The following is a 16370-nucleotide window of genomic DNA, read 5'->3' on the forward strand; positions in this document are numbered from 1 at the left end:
TTTTCTTGAACGTCGTTTCAAGTAACTAGAGAATCTAGACCATCACTTTGTGCTGTGTGTCACTTTTTGTGTAAAAATTATTCTTCGGCACCAAAAATATTCGGCCCCAATTGTTGGGCAGACGTTGCGGACGCCGCTGCAGTATTGAAAGGATGTTTATGGAACCCGCTGGTAAGCGCACGAATCGTATGCGTAGGTATTCGCCTGCTTGGCCAGTAAAGGACTTGCCCGCAAGTTCGCATGTGCTTGTCGACGACTCCACCCAACCGGCTGATACCAATCCCGACGCCACCCCCGATGCGGATGTGAAAGCGAAGGCGGTGTGGCGTTTCTTTGTGTACAGCGCCATCGGTATCTTCGCGTTTTTCGTGCCGTTTTCTATCAACGGCTCGAAGTCGACGATCCTGCTGGATCACATCGTCACGTGGATCACCACGACCCTCGGCGAGGGCACCCGTTTCCTGGCGTTGGCGGCGATCGTCGCTGGCACGATCTACCAGTTCGTCACTGGACGCTGGAAAGAGGACTACGCACGCATGGCGTTTGCGGCACTGTCTGTGCTGGCGATTGTGTTGTGCGCGATGCTGACGTTCGGGTTCGGCCCGGCGTGGCTGTTCAACCCGGATATCGGCCCGTTTATCTTGGACAAGCTGGTGATCTCGGTCGGGCTGCTGATCCCGGTGGGTGCGATTTTCTTGGGCTTGCTGGTGGGCTTTGGCCTGATGGAGTTCATTGGTGTGATGGTTCAGCCGATCATGCGCCCGGTGTTCCACACTCCGGGTAAGTCTGCGGTGGATGCGGTGGCGTCGTTCCTTGGTTCTTATTCGCTGGGTCTGCTGATTACGAACCGTATGTATAAGAACGGCAGCTACAACGGCCGTGAGGCCTCGATTGTGGCGGCTGGGTTTTCTACGGTGTCGGCGACGTTTATGGTGATCGTGGCTAAGACGCTCGACATGATGGAGTACTGGACTGCGTACTTCTTCATCACTTTCATCATCACGTTTATCGTGACGGCGATTACGGTGCGCATCCCTCCCATTTCGCGCATTCCGGAGGATTACTATCCGGGGGCGACGCCGCACCCGGAGGAGGAGATTACGGGCAACCGTTTTAAGGCGGCGTGGCGCGAGGCGAAGATTGAGCTCAACCGTGCGGATTCGTTGGGCAAGGTGTTGTGGTCGAACTTCCGCGACGGTTTGATCATGGCGGTGCAGGTCACGCCGGGCATCATGTCGGTTGGTGTGATTGGCCTGGTGCTGGCGACGTACACCCCGGTGTTTAAGGCGGTGGGCGTGATTTTCTACCCGGTGGTGTGGCTGCTGCGTTTGCCGGATCCGTGGGCGACCTCGGGCGCGCTGGCGACGGGTCTTGCGGAGATGTTCTTGCCGGCCACGTTGACTGCGGGTTCGGATGACATGGTGCTGAAGTTCACCATCGCTGTGGTGTGCGTGAGCCAGATTTTCTTCTTCTCGGCGATGGTGCCGGCGGTGTTGGCGACGGACATTCCGCTGAGCATCGTGAAGATGGTCATCATTTGGTTCATCCGCGTGGTGCTCACCGTGATCATTACGGTGCCCGTCGCCCACCTGCTGTTTTAAGGGGCTTTTGCTTAGCGACGACGCCTTGCCGCCGCCGTTACCGCATCGTCGATAAGCCGTGCTGCGGCTTTGGCGGTGCGGTTATCTACGTCGAAGTCGGGGTTGAGTTCGACGACGTCCAGCAGCGCGACCCGGCCGGTGGCGGCGACGGCGGAGACCATTGCGCGCAGTTTCGCGTAGTCCACGCCGAAGCCTGCGGGGGCGGACACGCCCGGCGCAACGGCGGCGGGCAGTACGTCGAGGTCGATGGAGAGGTGGATCGGCAGATCCCCGTCGACGGCGGCGAGGGCGCGGTAGACGGCTTCGCGCATCGACATTTCGGCCAGTTCGGTGTCCAGCACCGTGGTCACGCCGAGTTCTTCGGCGGTGTCGAAGAGCACCTTGGTGTTGTTGGGCTGGGAGATGCCGAAGACGGAGTAGTCGAAGTCGCTGCCTGCCAGGTCTGCGATCTGGCGGAAGGGGGTGCCGGAGGTGGGTCGGCTGGCGGTGCGCAGGTCGAAGTGGGCGTCGAAGTTGATGATCTGCATCGGGCCGATGGCCTCGTAGGCGCCGCGGTGGGTGGCAAACGATGTTTCGTGTCCGCCGCCGAGCACGACGGTCATGCCGTCTGCGCCTTGCGCGGTGACAAGGTCATACACCTTGTCTGAAAGGGTTCGTTGCGCGGTTTCGAGGTCGTCGTTTTGGGTGGTGACGGTGCCGGCGTCGATAAGCGTGCGCTCGTCGTGAATAGCGAGCGAGCCGAGTGCCGCGCGCAACGCCTCGGGGCCCTGGGCGGCGCCTTGACGGCCGCCGTTGCGCTCAACGCCTTCGTCGGAGGCAAAGCCGATGAGGTGCACGGCACCTTCTTGTGGTTCGGCACTGGTAGAGACCTCGCTGTGCCAGCGGGCGTGCTCGGCGCCGGGGCCGTCGTTGCGGCCGGTCCAGTCGGGTGCGGGTGCGAAAAGTGGTGCTGTGACTGTATTCATGCCACACGAGCCTAGCGTCGGGGCATACTGAGAGGCGATGAATAAGCCCCAGGTTCCCGCTGCGCACAATGTGCTGCGCATCCTGTCGCTGCTGTCCACTACAGATGCGCCGATTTCTGCGACCCGTATCCAACGCGAGTTGGAGCTGCCCCGCTCGACGACGTACCACTTACTGCGCGAGTTGGAGGATTCCGGCTTTGTGGTGCACCTGAAAAACCCGGGCACGTACGGGTTGGGGTTGGCGGCGTATCGCATGTCGCAGGCCTATACGACGCAGCAGCCGTTGGTGCGCCTGGCCGCGAAGCCTCTCGCCCGTATTGCTGCGCTTGCTGGGGGTTCGGCTCACCTGACGCGCCTGGCTGGGTCGGAGATTGTGTACCTGCACGAGGTGCGTGCGCCGGGGGCGGTGTCGTTGGTGACGGAGGTTGGTGTGCGTTTGCCGGCGTTGGCTACGGCGTCGGGTCGCATCATGCTTGCGTATTTGCCGGACGCGGAGTTGCGCGCGGTGTTCACGTCCTCCGGCGAGCGCCGTAGGTACAGCGAGGTCAAAGCGCAGCTTATCGACGTCCGCGAGCACGGCTGGGAAAGCGAATGCGAGGAAGTCTCGCGCGGGCAGGAGTCGGTCGCGGTGGCGGTGCTGGACCACTTGGGACGTCCGGCGGCGGCGCTTGCGGCGACGTTTCCTGTGGGTAGTGCCGATAAGCAGGCACTTTTGGGGGCTTTGGAGGATGCCTCGGCACGCTTGGGCACGCAGTTTTTTGGTAATCGTTGAGGACCACAACGGTGTGATCTAGCATCATCTGCATGACAACTATTACCCCCGTCACAGTAGGCATCGGCGCGCTGTCCGTTGAGGACGTCGTCGCCGTCGCGCGCTACGGCGCAAACGTTGAGATCGATCCGGCGGCGCTCGAGGAAATCGCCGCTACCCGTGAGCGCATCGAGGAGCTCGCTGCGGACCCGACCCCGGTCTACGGCGTCTCCACTGGCTTTGGCGCCCTGGCCACGAAGCACATCCCGGAAGATATGCGCGCGCAGCTGCAGGTATCGCTGGTGCGCTCCCACGCCGCGGGCTCCGGCCCGGAGGTGGAAAAAGAAGTCATTCGCGCGCTGATGCTGCTGCGCCTGTCCACGCTGTGCACGGGCCGCACGGGTGTGCGCCCGGTGGTGGCGGAGACCTACGCCGCCGCGCTGAACGCTGGGATCACGCCGGTGGTGCGCGAGTTCGGTTCGCTGGGCTGCTCCGGCGACCTGGCGCCGCTGGCCCACTGCGCCCTGGCCCTGCTGGGCGAGGGCGAGGTCCGCGTCAAGGGTGGCGAAATCGTTCCGGCCGCTGACGCCCTTGCCCAGGCCGGCATCGAGCCGTTGGTTCTGCGCGAAAAGGAAGGCTTGGCGCTGATCAACGGCACCGATGGCATGCTCGGCATGCTGTGCCTGGCCATCGCGGACCTGCGCGAGGCGGCCAAGGTTTCGGACATCGCAACCGCGATGAGCGTGGAGGGTCTCAACGGCACGCTGTCTGTTTTCGACGACGACCTGCAGCAGCTGCGCCCACACCCGGGCCAGGCGGATGCCGCGTACAACATCCGCACCATTGCGGCAGATTCGCCGATTCTGACAGCTGCGCTCGAGGGCTTCAAGGCTAACGACGTGCAGGATGCGTACTCGATCCGTTGCACCCCGCAGGTCGCCGGCGGTTTCCGCGACACACTGACGTACGTGACCACGGTGGCGGACCGCGAGCTCGCCGCCGCGAACGACAACCCGGTGGTGGCCAAGGACGGCCGTGTCGCCTCGAACGGCAACTTCCACGGCGCACCGGTGGCGTACGTGTTGGACTTTTTGGCGATTGTGGTGGCGGATTTGGCGTCGATTAGCGAGCGCCGCACGGACCGCTTCCTCGACCCGGCGCGCAACCGCGGCCTCAACGCGTTCCTCGCGGGCGACCCGGGTGTGGACTCCGGCCACATGATCGCCCAATACACGCAGGCAGGCATTGTCAGCGAGCTCAAGCGCAACGCGGTGCCGGCGTCTGCGGATTCGATCCCGTCGTCCGCGATGCAGGAGGACCACGTTTCCATGGGCTGGTCGGCGGGCCGCAAGCTGCGCCGCAGCATCGATGGTCTGCATCGCGTGCTTGCGGTGGAGATCCTCACCGCCGCGCGTGCGCTGGACATGCGCGAGGGTGAGCCGTCCGTCGGCACCGGTGCTGCTCTGTCCACGCTGCGCAAGCATGTGGAGGGCCCGGGCACCGATCGTTTCCTGGCCCCGGAGATTGAGCATTCCGTGCATTTGGTCAAGGGCGGCGATTACGTCACGGCCGTTGAGGCGGTTGTGGGTACGCTGCGCTAAAACGCGCGAGGAAAACGGGCAGCGCCGCGGTGTCGGCGCTGCCTGTTTTTCCATTTCGCAACACCATTGGTCTGTAATCCCAGACAACTCGAAGGGTGGACCCCTTCCTTACCACGGGAAACTCCATACACTGTCGCCTACATCATTAACCCCCGCAGATTGTGATTGGAGTCTCACCATGGCTGGCCGGTACCCGAATGGCGATTTCTACGACTTTGAAAGCGAACTGTCCACGGAGGAAAAGGACATCCTCTACAACGTCCGCGATTGGGCAAAGGAGAAGGTGCTCCCGATCGCGGTGGACTACTGGAACCGTTCGGAGTTCCCGCACGAGCTGCTGCCGTCGATAGGCGAGCTCAACATCATCAGCCTCGTGCGCGGCCAGGGTCGCTCCCGCCTGCTGGCCGGCCTCGTCGCGGCGGAGATTCACCGCGCCGACGGTTCCGTGGGCACGTTTTTCTCCGGCCAGGACGGCCTGTTCACCGGCAGCATCGAGCTGCTCGGCTCCGAGGAGCAGAAGGAGCGCTGGCTGCCGGACCTCTACGCCGTGCGCAAGACTGGCGTGCTTGCGATCACGGAGCCGGAGGCCGGCTCCGACGTCGCCCAGGGCATGCGCACCACCGCCACCAAGGTCGACGGCGGCTGGATCCTCAACGGCGCGAAGCGCTGGATCGGCAACGCCACCTTCTCCGACTACGTCGCCGTCTACGCCCGCGACCCGGAGGACGAGCAGGTCAAGGGCTTCATCGTGGACACCACGTCCGAGGGCTACACGGCCACGCTGATGGAAAACCGCATTGCCATCCGCGCGGTGCAAAACGCCGACATCACCCTGGACAACGTGTTTGTTCCGGACAGCGACAAGCTCGAGGGGGCGAACTCGTTCAAGGACATCAACAAGGTGTTCAAGAGTGCACGTTCCACGGTGGGTTGGCAGGCCGTCGGTACGCAGATGGGCGCGCTCGACGTGGCACTCGGCTACGCGGATGAGCGCATCCAGTTTGGCAAGAAGATCTCCTCGTTCCAGCTCAACCAGAACAAGCTGGCCACCATGCAGGGCAACCTCGTTGCCTCCGAGTCGATGATGGCCCAGTTGGCCCGCATGGAAGATCGCGGTTCTGCGAACAACGAGCAGTCCGCACTGGCTAAGGCATTCACCTCGAAGCTCATGCGTGAGACGGTCGCGCTCGGCCGCGAGATCCTCGGCGGCAACGGTCTGATCTCGGATTACCGCATGGCAAAGATCTTCAACGACGCCGAGGCCATCTACTCCTACGAGGGCTCCTACGACATCAACCAGCTCATCGTCGGTCGCTCCATCACGGGCGAATCGGCCTTCGTCTAGTCCACGCAGGAGGAAACACTATGAATGCACCGCTTTCCGGAATCCGCGTCCTTGACCTCTCCCGCGTGCTCGCGGGACCGTTCTGCTCCATGATCCTGGCGGACCTCGGTGCTGAGGTGATCAAGGTGGAGTCGCCGTGGGGTGACGATTCGCGTCAGTTCGGCCCGTTCGTCGACGGCACGTCCGCCTACTATCGCCTGTTCAACCGCTCGAAGATGGGCATCACGCTGGACTTCAAAAACGACGACGATAAGGAAGTGCTGCGTGATCTTGTCCGTCGCGCTGATGTGGTCGTCGAAAATTTCCGCCCTGGTGTGCTTGAGAAGCTCGGCCTTGCGCCGAAGGATCTGCTGGAGATCAACCCGCGCCTCGTGGTCACGAGCATCTCCGGCTTCGGCCAGACGGGCTCGCTTGCCAAGGAACCGGCGTACGACCTGGTTGCGCAGGCGATGAGTGGCCTGATGTCGATTACGGGTTGGCCGAACAGCAAGCCGACGCGCGTGGGCATCTCGCTGGGTGATCTCATCCCGGGCCTCTACGCCGCGATCGGCACGGTTTCGGCGCTCTACCAGCGCGAATCCAGCGGTACCGGCCAGCATTTGGATCTCGCGATGTACGACTCGCTCATCTCCGTCATGGAGTCCGTGGGCATGCGCGCGCTTTACGACGACACCCCACCCACCCGCATCGGCAACGACCACGGCCTATCAGCGCCGTTTTCCACCTACGCCACGAAGGACGGCGACGTGGTCATCGCGATCACCACGAACCGCCTGTTTGAGCGCCTTTCCAACGCGCTTGGCATGCCGGAGTTGGCAACCGACCATCGCTTTGCAGAGCCGGTGGCCCGCTCCGACAACCGGGTTGCGCTGCGCGAACTGATCGAAGAAGCGCTGAGCACGAAGACACGCTCGGAGACCATCGCCCTGTTTGAAGAACATGGCGTGCCCACCGCCCGCGTGTACGACCTGGACGAGGCGCTGCGTAGCCCGTTCGCCCAGGAGCGTGGCGTGGTGGTTGAAGAAACGGATGGGTTCCGCACCCTCGCCTCCCCACTCAAACTCGCCGGCATGGAAAAGCCGACGCCGGCGCCGGAGTTGGGGCAAGACAACGAACGTATCCAGTCCTGGTTGAGCGAAGATCCGCGCACCACCTGAGTTCCGTAAAGGAGCAGCACCATGGATAAAACGCAGACCCCAAGTCGTGGTGGCAGCACCCGTTGGATTCCGGGCGACAATATTGCCGCCGTCCCGTCCCTTCCACCCGAGCACGAGGTGGACAGCCTGGAGCCGAAGAACAAGTGGAGGTTTTTCCTCTACAGCGCGATCGGTTCCTTTGCGTTCTTCGTCCCGTTTACTGTCGGAGAGAAGAACACGATTCTGCTGGATCACATTGTGAGCTGGCTGCAAGCGGCGCTTGGTCCGGCGTTGCCGTACATCACCTTGGTGATGATCACCGCCGGCGCCGTCTACCAATTCGCCACCGGCAAGTGGCGCGAGGATAAAGCGCGTGCCGTGTTCGCGTTCCTGTCCGCGCTGGCGGTGGTGTTGTGCGCGATGCTCGTGTTCAACTTCGGCCCCGCATTTCTTTTCGACGAACGCCTCGGCCCCTTCATCCTGAACAAACTCGTCATCCCCGTCGGCCTGCTTATCCCAGTGGGTGCCGTATTTTTGGGTTTGCTGGTTGGCTTCGGCCTGATGGAATTCATCGGTGTGATGGTGCAGCGGTTCATGCGGCCGGTGTATCGCACCCCGGGTAAGTCGGCCGTTGACGCAGTGGCGTCGTTTTTGGGGTCATACTCGCTGGGCCTTTTGATTACCAACCGCGTCTACCGCACCGGCGGCTATACGGCGCGCGAAGCGTCGATCATCGCGGCTGGGTTCTCCACCGCATCGGCGACGTTCATGGTGGTTGTGGCGCGAACGCTGGACCTGATGCACATCTGGGGCGTGTACTTCGCGGTCACGCTCCTTGTGTGCTTCCTAGTCACTATCGTCGTCGTCCGCATCCCTCCGTTGAGCACGATCCCGGACGATTACTACCCGGGCGCTACCCCGCAGCCGGAGGAGCGCGTGGAGGGCAACCTGTTCGCCGCCGCGTGGAAGGAAGCGAAGGCGTTTTTGGCGCAGGCGGAGTCGCTGCCGAAGACCATTTGGCGCAACTTCAAGGACGGCGTGATCATGACCATCCAGGTCATCCCGGGCATCATGGCTGTTGGCATCATCGGCTTGGCGCTGGCGTTCTACACCCCGGCATTCAAGATTCTTGGCGCACTGTTCTACCCGCTCGCGTGGGTGTTCCAGTTGCCGGATCCGTGGCTCGCGTCCGAGGCGTTTGCCATCGGCCTCTCCGAGCTGTTCCTGCCGGCAACGCTGGCGGCTGGCAACGAGTCTGACGTACTGCGCTTCACCGTTGGTGTGGTCTCCATCAGCCAGGTGTTCTTCTTCTCCTCGATGATCCCGGCGGTGCTGGCCACGGACATCCCGTTGAAGATCAGCCACATGGTGATCATCTGGTTCCAGCGCGTGGTGCTGTCCATCATCCTGACGGTGCCGATTGCGTACCTGATCTTCTAACCCCCACTGCCCGGTCTGTCTCGTATCCGAGACAAACCGGGCAAAAACTGTATTCCAGCAACCACATTGCTCCCTTATCCTCAATGTAACGCGGGTTACATTCCTGTCGGATTGTGGTCCTGCATCACGAAACCTAAAGAGCCGTAGAAAGGATTCCCATGGCGAAGAACTGGTCCGAAGGTGCACGCGAGGTCCGCTCCCCGCGAGGCACTGAGATCACTGCAAAGTCCTGGCAGACCGAGGCCCCGCTGCGCATGCTGCAGAACAACCTTGATCCGGAGGTTGCGGAGCGCCCCGATGATCTCGTCGTCTACGGCGGCACCGGTCGTGCGGCACGTAGTTGGGAGGCCTTTGACGCGATCGTCGATACGCTGAAGGACCTCGAGTCCGACGAGACGCTGCTGGTCCAGTCTGGCAAGCCGGTCGGTGTATGGAAGACCAACGAGTGGGCGCCGCGTGTGCTTATCGCCAACTCCAACCTGGTTGGCGACTGGGCGGACTGGGAGCATTTCCGCGAGCTCGAGGACGAGGGCCTGATGATGTACGGCCAGATGACGGCCGGTTCCTGGATCTACATCGCAACCCAGGGCATCCTGCAGGGCACCTACGAAACCTTCGCGGCTGTGGCGAAGAAGCGTTTCAACGGCACGCTCGCCGGCACCCTGACCCTAACCGGCGGCTGCGGCGGCATGGGTGGCGCACAGCCGCTGTCCGTCACCCTCAACGGTGGTGCCTGCCTCATCGTCGATGTTGACGAGGGCCGCCTGAAGCGTCGCCAGGGCAAGCGCTACCTCGACGAGGTCACCACCGACCTCAAGGAAGCAATCAAGCTGGTCACCGACGCGAAGAACGAGAAGCGCGCCCTGTCCGTGGGCCTCGTCGGCAACGCGTCCGAGGTCTTCCCGGAGATGCTGCGCCGCCACCGCGCTGGCGAGTTCACCGTGGACATCGTCACCGACCAGACCTCCGCACACGACCCGCTGTCCTACCTGCCAAGCGAGATCCCGTTCGCCGACTGGCACACCGAGGCAGACGCCGACCCGACCACCTTTACCAAGAAGGCCCGCGAGGCCATGGCCGCACAGGTCCAGGCAATGGTCGAGTTCCAGGACGAGGGCGCCGAGGTGTTCGACTACGGCAACTCCATCCGCGACGAGGCCCGCAAGGCCGGCTACTCCCGCGCGTTTGAGTTCCCGGGCTTCGTCCCGGCCTACATCCGCCCGCTGTTCTGCGAGGGCCTTGGCCCGTTCCGCTGGGTTGCACTTTCCGGCGACCCGGAGGACATCAAGGTCACCGACCAGGCCATCAAGGAGGCTTTCCCGGACAACGAGCACCTGCACCGCTGGCTCGATGCGGCTGAGGAGTACGTGGAGTTCGAGGGCCTGCCGGCACGTATTTGCTGGCTGGGCTACGGCGAGCGTGCCAAGGCCGGCGTGATCTTCAACAACCTGGTCAAGGAAGGCAAGGTCAAGGCACCGATCGTCATCGGCCGCGACCACCTGGACTCCGGCTCCGTGGCCTCCCCGTACCGCGAGACCGAGTCCATGCTCGACGGCACCGACGCTGTGGCTGACTGGCCGCTGCTCAACGCCATGACCGCTGTGTCCGGCGGCGCGACCTGGGTATCCATCCACCACGGTGGCGGCGTGGGCATGGGTCGTTCCATCCACACCGGCCAGGTCACGGTGGCTGACGGCACCGAGCTCGCCGAGGCGAAGCTCAAGGCTGTGCTCACCAACGATCCGGGTATGGGCGTCATCCGCCACGTGGATGCCGGTTACTCCCGCGCCAACGAGGTCGCGCAGGAGCGCGGCGTGCGCATCCCGATGAAGTTCCAGGCACGCGACTAATCACGCGCCGTAGAGCGCTGACGTTTCCCTCACGGGCGCGTCAGCGCTTTTCGTTACCCTGGGCCCCACGAAGCCCTCCGAAGAAAGGCACCCATGAGCACCTTTATTACTGGCATTTCCGAGCTCCGCACGGTCTCCGAGCTGGGCACCATTAAGAACGCAGCATTGCTTATCGACGACGGCGTGATCGCCTGGGTCGGCCCCGCCGACGAAGCCCCCGCGGAAGCAGCAAACGCCGCGGAGACCGTCGATGTTGGCGGGCGCGCAGTCCTGCCCGGCTGGGTAGATTCCCACTCCCACATGGTTTTCGACGGCAACCGCGCCGAAGAGTTCGAGGCCCGCATGGCCGGCGAGTCCTACGCCGCCGGCGGCATCGCCGTGACCATGGAAGCCACCCGCTCCGCAGGTGAGGAGCGCCTGGATAAGTTGGTGGCGGAGCGCGTCGCCGCAGGCCATGCGGGCGGCACCACCACGTTTGAAACCAAGACCGGCTACGGTCTGAACGTCGAGTCCGAGGCAGAGGCTGCTCGTGTGGCCGCCCGCCACGTGGACGAGGTGACGTTCCTCGGCGCCCACCTGGTCCCGCCCGGAGCGGACGCCGACGAATACATCGACGAGGTCGTCGGCCCGATGCTGGATGCGGTGAAGGACCACGTGCAGTGGATCGACGTGTTCTGCGAGCGCGGTGCGTTCAACGAAGAACAGTCCCGTCGCGTCCTCGAAGCCGGCAAGAAGGTGGGCCTGGGTGTGCGCGTGCACGGCAACCAGCTCGGAGAGGGCCCGGGCGTGAAGCTTGCGGTGGAGATGGGCGCGGCCAGCGTGGACCACGTCAACTACCTCTCTGATGAGGACTTCGAGCTGCTGGCCGGTTCGGATATCGTGGCCACGCTGCTGCCTGCCTGCGACCTGTCCACACGCGAGGATCTCGCACCGGGCCGCAAACTTATCGACGCCGGCGCCACCGTCGCCATCGCATCCAACCTCAACCCGGGTACGTCGTTTACGTCCTCGATGAACTTCTGCGTGACCACCGCGGTCCTGCAGCAGTACCTCACGCTCGACGAGGCGATCGAGGCCGCCACCACCGGCGGCGCGAAGGCGCTGCGTCGCCACAACGTCGGCGATGGCAAGGACCCGCAGGGCCGCCCGGCCAAGGGCACGCTGGTGCCCGGCGCGGCAGCTGACCTGCACATCCTGGATGCGGAAAACGCCATCAACCTGGCCTACCGCCCAGGTATGCCGATGACGTGGCAGACCTGGGTGGCAGGCAAGAAGGTCTACGGCTAGCTAGATAGTCACCTGACGGGACTTAATGTTGTCCAGTTGTTTGCGCTCGTCTGCAGATAATGCAGCGTCGTTGGCGTACTCGGCGGTGATCTTCTTATCCAGTTCCGCCAGCGCCGCCTCGTAGGAGTCGGCCGCCACGGACGGGTCGAGGTCGAACACCGGAACAACCAGGCCGTGGGTGCGGAATGCGCCGGCGAACTTGGTGTCCTCGCCCAGGTTCAGCTCGCCACGTGCCGCGATGCGTGCCAGTGCGGACAGCATCTGCGCCTCGTTATCTTCGGTGCGCACCCAGCGGATGTGTGCCTTGCCGCCGCCCGGGTTAACCCACCAGATTGCGCCCGGCAGGTTCTCGCCGATCTTCTCAGACGGCAGGACGGCGTCGTTGGCCTGGCGCAGCGCCTGCTGGATCTGCGGCGGGACCGAAGCCCCCTCCGGGAACCACCAGGAGAAGTCCTGGTAGGTGGTGATGTCCAGGGTGGCGTCGTCGCTAAGAAGCTCCGACAGCTCCGGCTGCGAACCGTCGGCGACGGTGGACTGCAGCGTCTCGCCCGGCTTCGCATTCACAACCCAGTTCAGGGCGTACGCGAGGTCGCGGCCCGGGTTCTGGGAGTGGGAGGTGACCTGAAGCGCGACGAAACGCTCGCCGCCCTGGTCCTCCTCGCGCACGAGCGCAGCACCCGCGCCCGGCAGGACGGTCACGATGTTGACCGGGGTGCCCTTCACATCAACCGTGGTCACGGCAGAGGGGACGAACTCCTGCAGCGCAACCAGGTCGGCTTCTGCTGCAAGGCCGCCGTACGGACGGGGGTCCTTCTGGAACTTCTCGCGCTCAGCGGCGCGGGCTGCGAGTTTTGCCTCGCGGCGCGACATACCCTCAGGCAGGTCTGCGCGGTTCTTCTTTTTCTTCGGTTTGCGTTGCACCATGCGCGCAATCGTACCGGCGTGCACGACACCGGCGGGCAACAAGCTAGTCAGACACAACAGCGGTGTGGTTGCCAAAGATCTCCAGGGCAAGATCGGGAAGGTCCGTTGCCATCACATCCACGCCCTTGTCAGCGCACCACTGCATACCGCGAGGCGTGTTTACGGTCCAGGTGTACGTCTTCAAACCGCGGTATCCCAGCAGCTCAGTGCGCAGCTGCAGGTGCTGCAGCGCAGGGCCCACACCGTAGGGGCGGGAGAACATGCGGTTCTTTTTGTTCCACTTCATCTCGCGCAGGCGGAACAGGTAGAAGGTTTCCAGTTCGGGCGCCATGTCGGTGAAGTAGCGCACCGCGCGGTGGGAGAAGGACGCGAGGTGGATGTTCGGTGAGTCGTCGAGACGCGCGTACCTGAGCATGCGGAAGGTCTGCTCGTCCACCTCAGGCCCGTGCGGGGTGGGGTGTTTGGTCTCTATGTAGATGTGTTTGTCGGGGTAGTCCTGCATGAGTTCGAGCAGTTCTTCCAGCAGCATGATCCGCTGCGGGTCCTCTTTGGTGCCCACGTTCAGTTCACGCAGGTCGTTGTAGTCGTTGAAGTCGATGCGCCCCCGCACGCCCGCGGTGCGGATCAGCGTGGGGTCGTGGAAGACGACAACTCGCCCGTCACGGGTGAGCCGTACATCGCATTCGATGCCGTGGATGGGAAGTTCGAGCGCCTTTTCAAACGCGCGTTGTGTGAGTTCTGGGTAGGATCCGGAAAATCCCCGGTGGGCGACGATTTTTGGTGTGGTGTTGTGGCTCACGGCCCACAGGCTACTCGCCCTTGTGCCCGCCCGCGAGTGTAAGAAGTTTGGGACAATAGCAAGCGTGCTTATCGACGACACCCGCAACGCCATCCGCAACATCACCGCAAAACTGCCCAACGCGGTATGGCGTGCGCGCCAACGGTTCTCGTTCAGCCGCGACGGTTGGCTGGCGGTACCGATCGGCGCGGTGCAGGTATTGGGGGATCTCTCCCCTGCGATCCGCCTGTTGGGCCCGCACCGTCTGCCGCCGGCGTTTCGCTCTGGCCTGGTCGGCGCGGAGGTGGCCACGTGGGGTGCGGTGTCTCCGTCGTTGCTGCCACACAACTGGTGGGCGACCGCGGCGAACGTGGCGGTACTCCAGGGCATCGGCCACGGGGTTGCGACGGGCCTTGCGCGCGCGTTCGGGCCGACGACCCCACCAACCGGGACTGGACGTTTGCCCCGCCCAGCGCGTGTTGCGATGACCGCGACCACGGTTGCGGTGTTCGCCACCTCGATCCGCCGGCGCATACGGCTGAAGCGCCTGGTGCAAAGCGACGACACGTTCCGGGCTTCTGACCTGGCGGGTGGCGTGATGCTGGGCACGCTCGGATACGGCACGGTGTTGCTGGTCGGCGACGGCATCCAGTCCTTCATCGATGCACTCAACGAGCTGCTGGGCAAGAAGTTGCCGCCGGTGGCGTCGTGGCCGATCGCCATCGTGGGCGGCGGTGTGCTGCTGGTGTTAGTGAGCGACCGGGTGGTGCTGCGTCGGTTCCTCTCCAATGCGAGCCGGCGTGCCTTTGAGCTGGACCGTGAGTACATGCGTGGCGCGGTGCAGCCGCATCGCCCACAGCGCTCGGGTTCGCCGGAGTCTTCGGTGGATTGGAACCTCATGGGCCGCCAGGGCCGCGCGGTGGTTTCCGGCGGCCCGCGCAAAGAGGACATTGAGCGTGTCCTTGATCGGGAGGCACGGGAGCCGATCCGTGTCTTCGTCGGCCTGGATCTGGAGCGTGAGCAGGACGAGCCGGACTTTGAGCAGATGGCGCGCCTGGCCATTAAGGAGATGCATCGCACCGGCGCGTTTGAGCGCTCCCACATTGCGGTGATGTCGGCAGCCGGCACGGGCTGGATCAACGACTTCCACACGTCAGGGTTCGAGTTTGTCACCGGCGGCGATAGTGCGATCGTCGCTATGCAGTACTCGTATCTGCCCTCGGCGTATTCGTACCTTGCGGACCGCACGAACCCGGTGCGCTCCTCGCGCATGTTGATCGAGTACATCCTGCGCGAACTGGAAAACATCCCAGAATCCTCCCGCCCGAAACTCTTCGTCGGCGGCGAATCGCTCGGCGCCTACGGGGTTTCCGACGCGTTCGAGTCCATCGACGAACTCTTCGAGCTCACCTCTGGCGCCGTGTTCACCGGCACGCCCGGCTTCGCCCGCAACCACAGCGAGCTAACTAAGCAGCGCCAAAAAGGTTCTCCGGAGCGCCTTCCGCTTATCGACGACGGCCTCCACGTCCGCTTCACCGCCCACCCCGACCACCTCAACCACGACTTCCAAGGCGACGCCTACGCGCAGAAGTGGGAGGCCCCGCGCGTCGTGTTCGCCCAGCACGCCTCTGACCCGGTGGTGTGGTGGGACCACAGCCTGGCGTGGCGCCGGCCGGACTGGCTGAAGGAGCCGGGCTCGCGCGGGGTTCCGGCACCGAAGGCGCAGCACTTGGATGCGCTGCACACGATGCGGTGGATGCCGTTGGTCACCTACTGGCAGATTGCCATCGACCAGTTGTCCTCCAAGGACTACCCGTCACCCCACGGGCACAACTACCACGAGGAAACCGTGGCGTATTGGAACGGCGTCATCCACGGCGAGGATGCAGGGGTGGCGCTTTCCAAGGACGAGATCGAGCGCGTGGCCGCCTGGATCCACAACGACGCCACCAAACTGCGCCGCCCCGTCGGAGGGTTTCCCTCCAAGCACGGCTACTAGATACCGCAGGCCACCCCGGTGGAGTGGTGCGGGCAGTAGCCGTTGGGCACCTTGTGCAGGTACTGCTGGTGCTCCTCCTCAGCGAGGTAATACGGCGCGCCGGCGCGCACTTCGGTGGTGATGTCGCCGTAGCCAGCGCTGTTCAGGTCCGCCTCGTACTGGCGGATCCACTCACGGATCTGCTCGGCCTCTTCCTCGGTGTCGGTGTAGAAGGCGGAGCGGTACTGGGTGCCCACGTCGTTGCCCTGACGGTAACCCTGGGTGGGGTCGTGCGCCTCGAGTGCAGTCTTAACGATCTCCTTCAGCGAGATCACCTCCGGGTCGTAGACCACCTCCACCAACTCCACGTGGTTGGTCTGGCCGGAGCAGACCTCGCGGTAGGTGGGGTTCGGGGTAATGCCGCCGCCGTAGCCGACCGAGGTCGATTCAACACCGTCGAGCTGCCAGAACATCTTCTCCGCACCCCAGAAGCAGCCAATCCCGATGAGGATGCGCTTCTGCCCCTCACGCCACGGGCCGGTAATCGGGGTGGTCAGCACGGCGTGCGGGCGGGGGTTGGCAAGGACGGGTTCGGGGCGGCCGGGGAGGGCCGTGGTGTCGTCGACAAGCTTTGGCTCAGGTGCGAAAAGAAATCCCATATCTGCTGTAACGAGTTTGGGCACAACACTGTTCCCAAATTTTCTCTACGATGGT

General features: G+C 63.7%; 13 protein-coding genes. 9 read left to right on the top strand and 4 right to left on the bottom strand.

Going from position 1 to position 16370, the window contains the following annotated elements:
* Nucleotides 1-158 precede the first annotated feature (158 nt).
* A complete protein-coding gene (locus HMPREF3120_RS10820) occupies nt 159-1601 on the top strand; it encodes a YjiH family protein (RefSeq protein ID WP_246815480.1) in 1443 nt (480 codons plus the stop codon).
* An 11-nt stretch (nt 1602-1612) separates the two neighbouring features.
* Here HMPREF3120_RS10820 and hutG read toward each other — a convergent pair whose 3' ends face one another.
* Nucleotides 1613-2566, bottom strand: coding sequence for a formimidoylglutamase (gene hutG / locus HMPREF3120_RS10825; RefSeq protein WP_070453346.1), 954 nt, complete (start codon nt 2564-2566; stop codon nt 1613-1615).
* A gap of 37 nt (nt 2567-2603) precedes the next feature.
* Between hutG and HMPREF3120_RS10830 the strand changes: the two genes are divergently transcribed.
* The 7 genes from HMPREF3120_RS10830 (at nt 2604) to hutI (ending at nt 11976) form a co-directional block, all read left to right on the top strand.
* A complete protein-coding gene (locus HMPREF3120_RS10830) occupies nt 2604-3338 on the top strand; it encodes an IclR family transcriptional regulator (RefSeq protein WP_070453349.1) in 735 nt (244 codons plus the stop codon).
* A gap of 32 nt (nt 3339-3370) precedes the next feature.
* On the top strand, nt 3371-4918 hold the full coding sequence (hutH, locus tag HMPREF3120_RS10835) for a histidine ammonia-lyase (protein ID WP_070453352.1): 1548 nt from the start codon (nt 3371-3373) through the stop codon (nt 4916-4918).
* 178 nt (nt 4919-5096) lie between these two features.
* Nucleotides 5097-6263 (top strand): acyl-CoA dehydrogenase family protein, encoded by a 1167-nt coding sequence (locus tag HMPREF3120_RS10840; protein ID WP_070453355.1) that lies wholly within the window; start codon nt 5097-5099, stop codon nt 6261-6263.
* Between the two features lie 20 nt (nt 6264-6283).
* The gene (locus HMPREF3120_RS10845) at nt 6284-7420 is read left to right on the top strand and encodes a CaiB/BaiF CoA transferase family protein (RefSeq protein WP_070453358.1); all 1137 of its coding nucleotides are present in this window, start codon (nt 6284-6286) and stop codon (nt 7418-7420) included.
* A gap of 21 nt (nt 7421-7441) precedes the next feature.
* On the top strand, nt 7442-8839 hold the full coding sequence (locus HMPREF3120_RS10850; protein WP_141739437.1) for a YjiH family protein: 1398 nt from the start codon (nt 7442-7444) through the stop codon (nt 8837-8839).
* A 158-nt stretch (nt 8840-8997) separates the two neighbouring features.
* The gene (gene hutU, locus HMPREF3120_RS10855; RefSeq protein WP_083284895.1) at nt 8998-10689 is read left to right on the top strand and encodes a urocanate hydratase; all 1692 of its coding nucleotides are present in this window, start codon (nt 8998-9000) and stop codon (nt 10687-10689) included.
* Nucleotides 10690-10782: 93 nt separating this feature from the next.
* On the top strand, nt 10783-11976 hold the full coding sequence (gene hutI / locus HMPREF3120_RS10860) for an imidazolonepropionase (protein ID WP_070453361.1): 1194 nt from the start codon (nt 10783-10785) through the stop codon (nt 11974-11976).
* Here hutI and HMPREF3120_RS10865 read toward each other — a convergent pair whose 3' ends face one another.
* Together HMPREF3120_RS10865 and HMPREF3120_RS10870 are read right to left on the bottom strand one after the other, a co-directional pair.
* The gene (locus HMPREF3120_RS10865) at nt 11977-12900 is read right to left on the bottom strand and encodes a DUF5926 family protein (protein ID WP_070453414.1); all 924 of its coding nucleotides are present in this window, start codon (nt 12898-12900) and stop codon (nt 11977-11979) included.
* Between the two features lie 43 nt (nt 12901-12943).
* Nucleotides 12944-13699 (bottom strand): glycerophosphodiester phosphodiesterase family protein, encoded by a 756-nt coding sequence (locus HMPREF3120_RS10870; protein WP_070453364.1) that lies wholly within the window; start codon nt 13697-13699, stop codon nt 12944-12946.
* A 64-nt stretch (nt 13700-13763) separates the two neighbouring features.
* Here HMPREF3120_RS10870 and HMPREF3120_RS10875 point away from each other — a divergent pair, with 64 nt between their 5' ends.
* On the top strand, nt 13764-15677 hold the full coding sequence (locus tag HMPREF3120_RS10875; protein WP_246815481.1) for an alpha/beta-hydrolase family protein: 1914 nt from the start codon (nt 13764-13766) through the stop codon (nt 15675-15677).
* On the opposite strand, the gene msrA is transcribed toward HMPREF3120_RS10875, so the two are convergent.
* Nucleotides 15674-16315 carry a peptide-methionine (S)-S-oxide reductase MsrA gene (msrA, locus tag HMPREF3120_RS10880; RefSeq protein WP_070453367.1) on the bottom strand — a complete coding sequence of 214 codons (642 nt, stop codon included), beginning with the start codon at nt 16313-16315 and terminating at the stop codon, nt 15674-15676. The two genes, HMPREF3120_RS10875 and msrA, sit on opposite strands and share 4 nt — an antisense overlap.
* Nucleotides 16316-16370 lie beyond the last annotated feature (55 nt).

The sequence above is a fragment of the Corynebacterium sp. HMSC11D10 genome (assembly GCF_001806995.1).
GTDB lineage: Bacteria > Actinomycetota > Actinomycetes > Mycobacteriales > Mycobacteriaceae > Corynebacterium > Corynebacterium coyleae.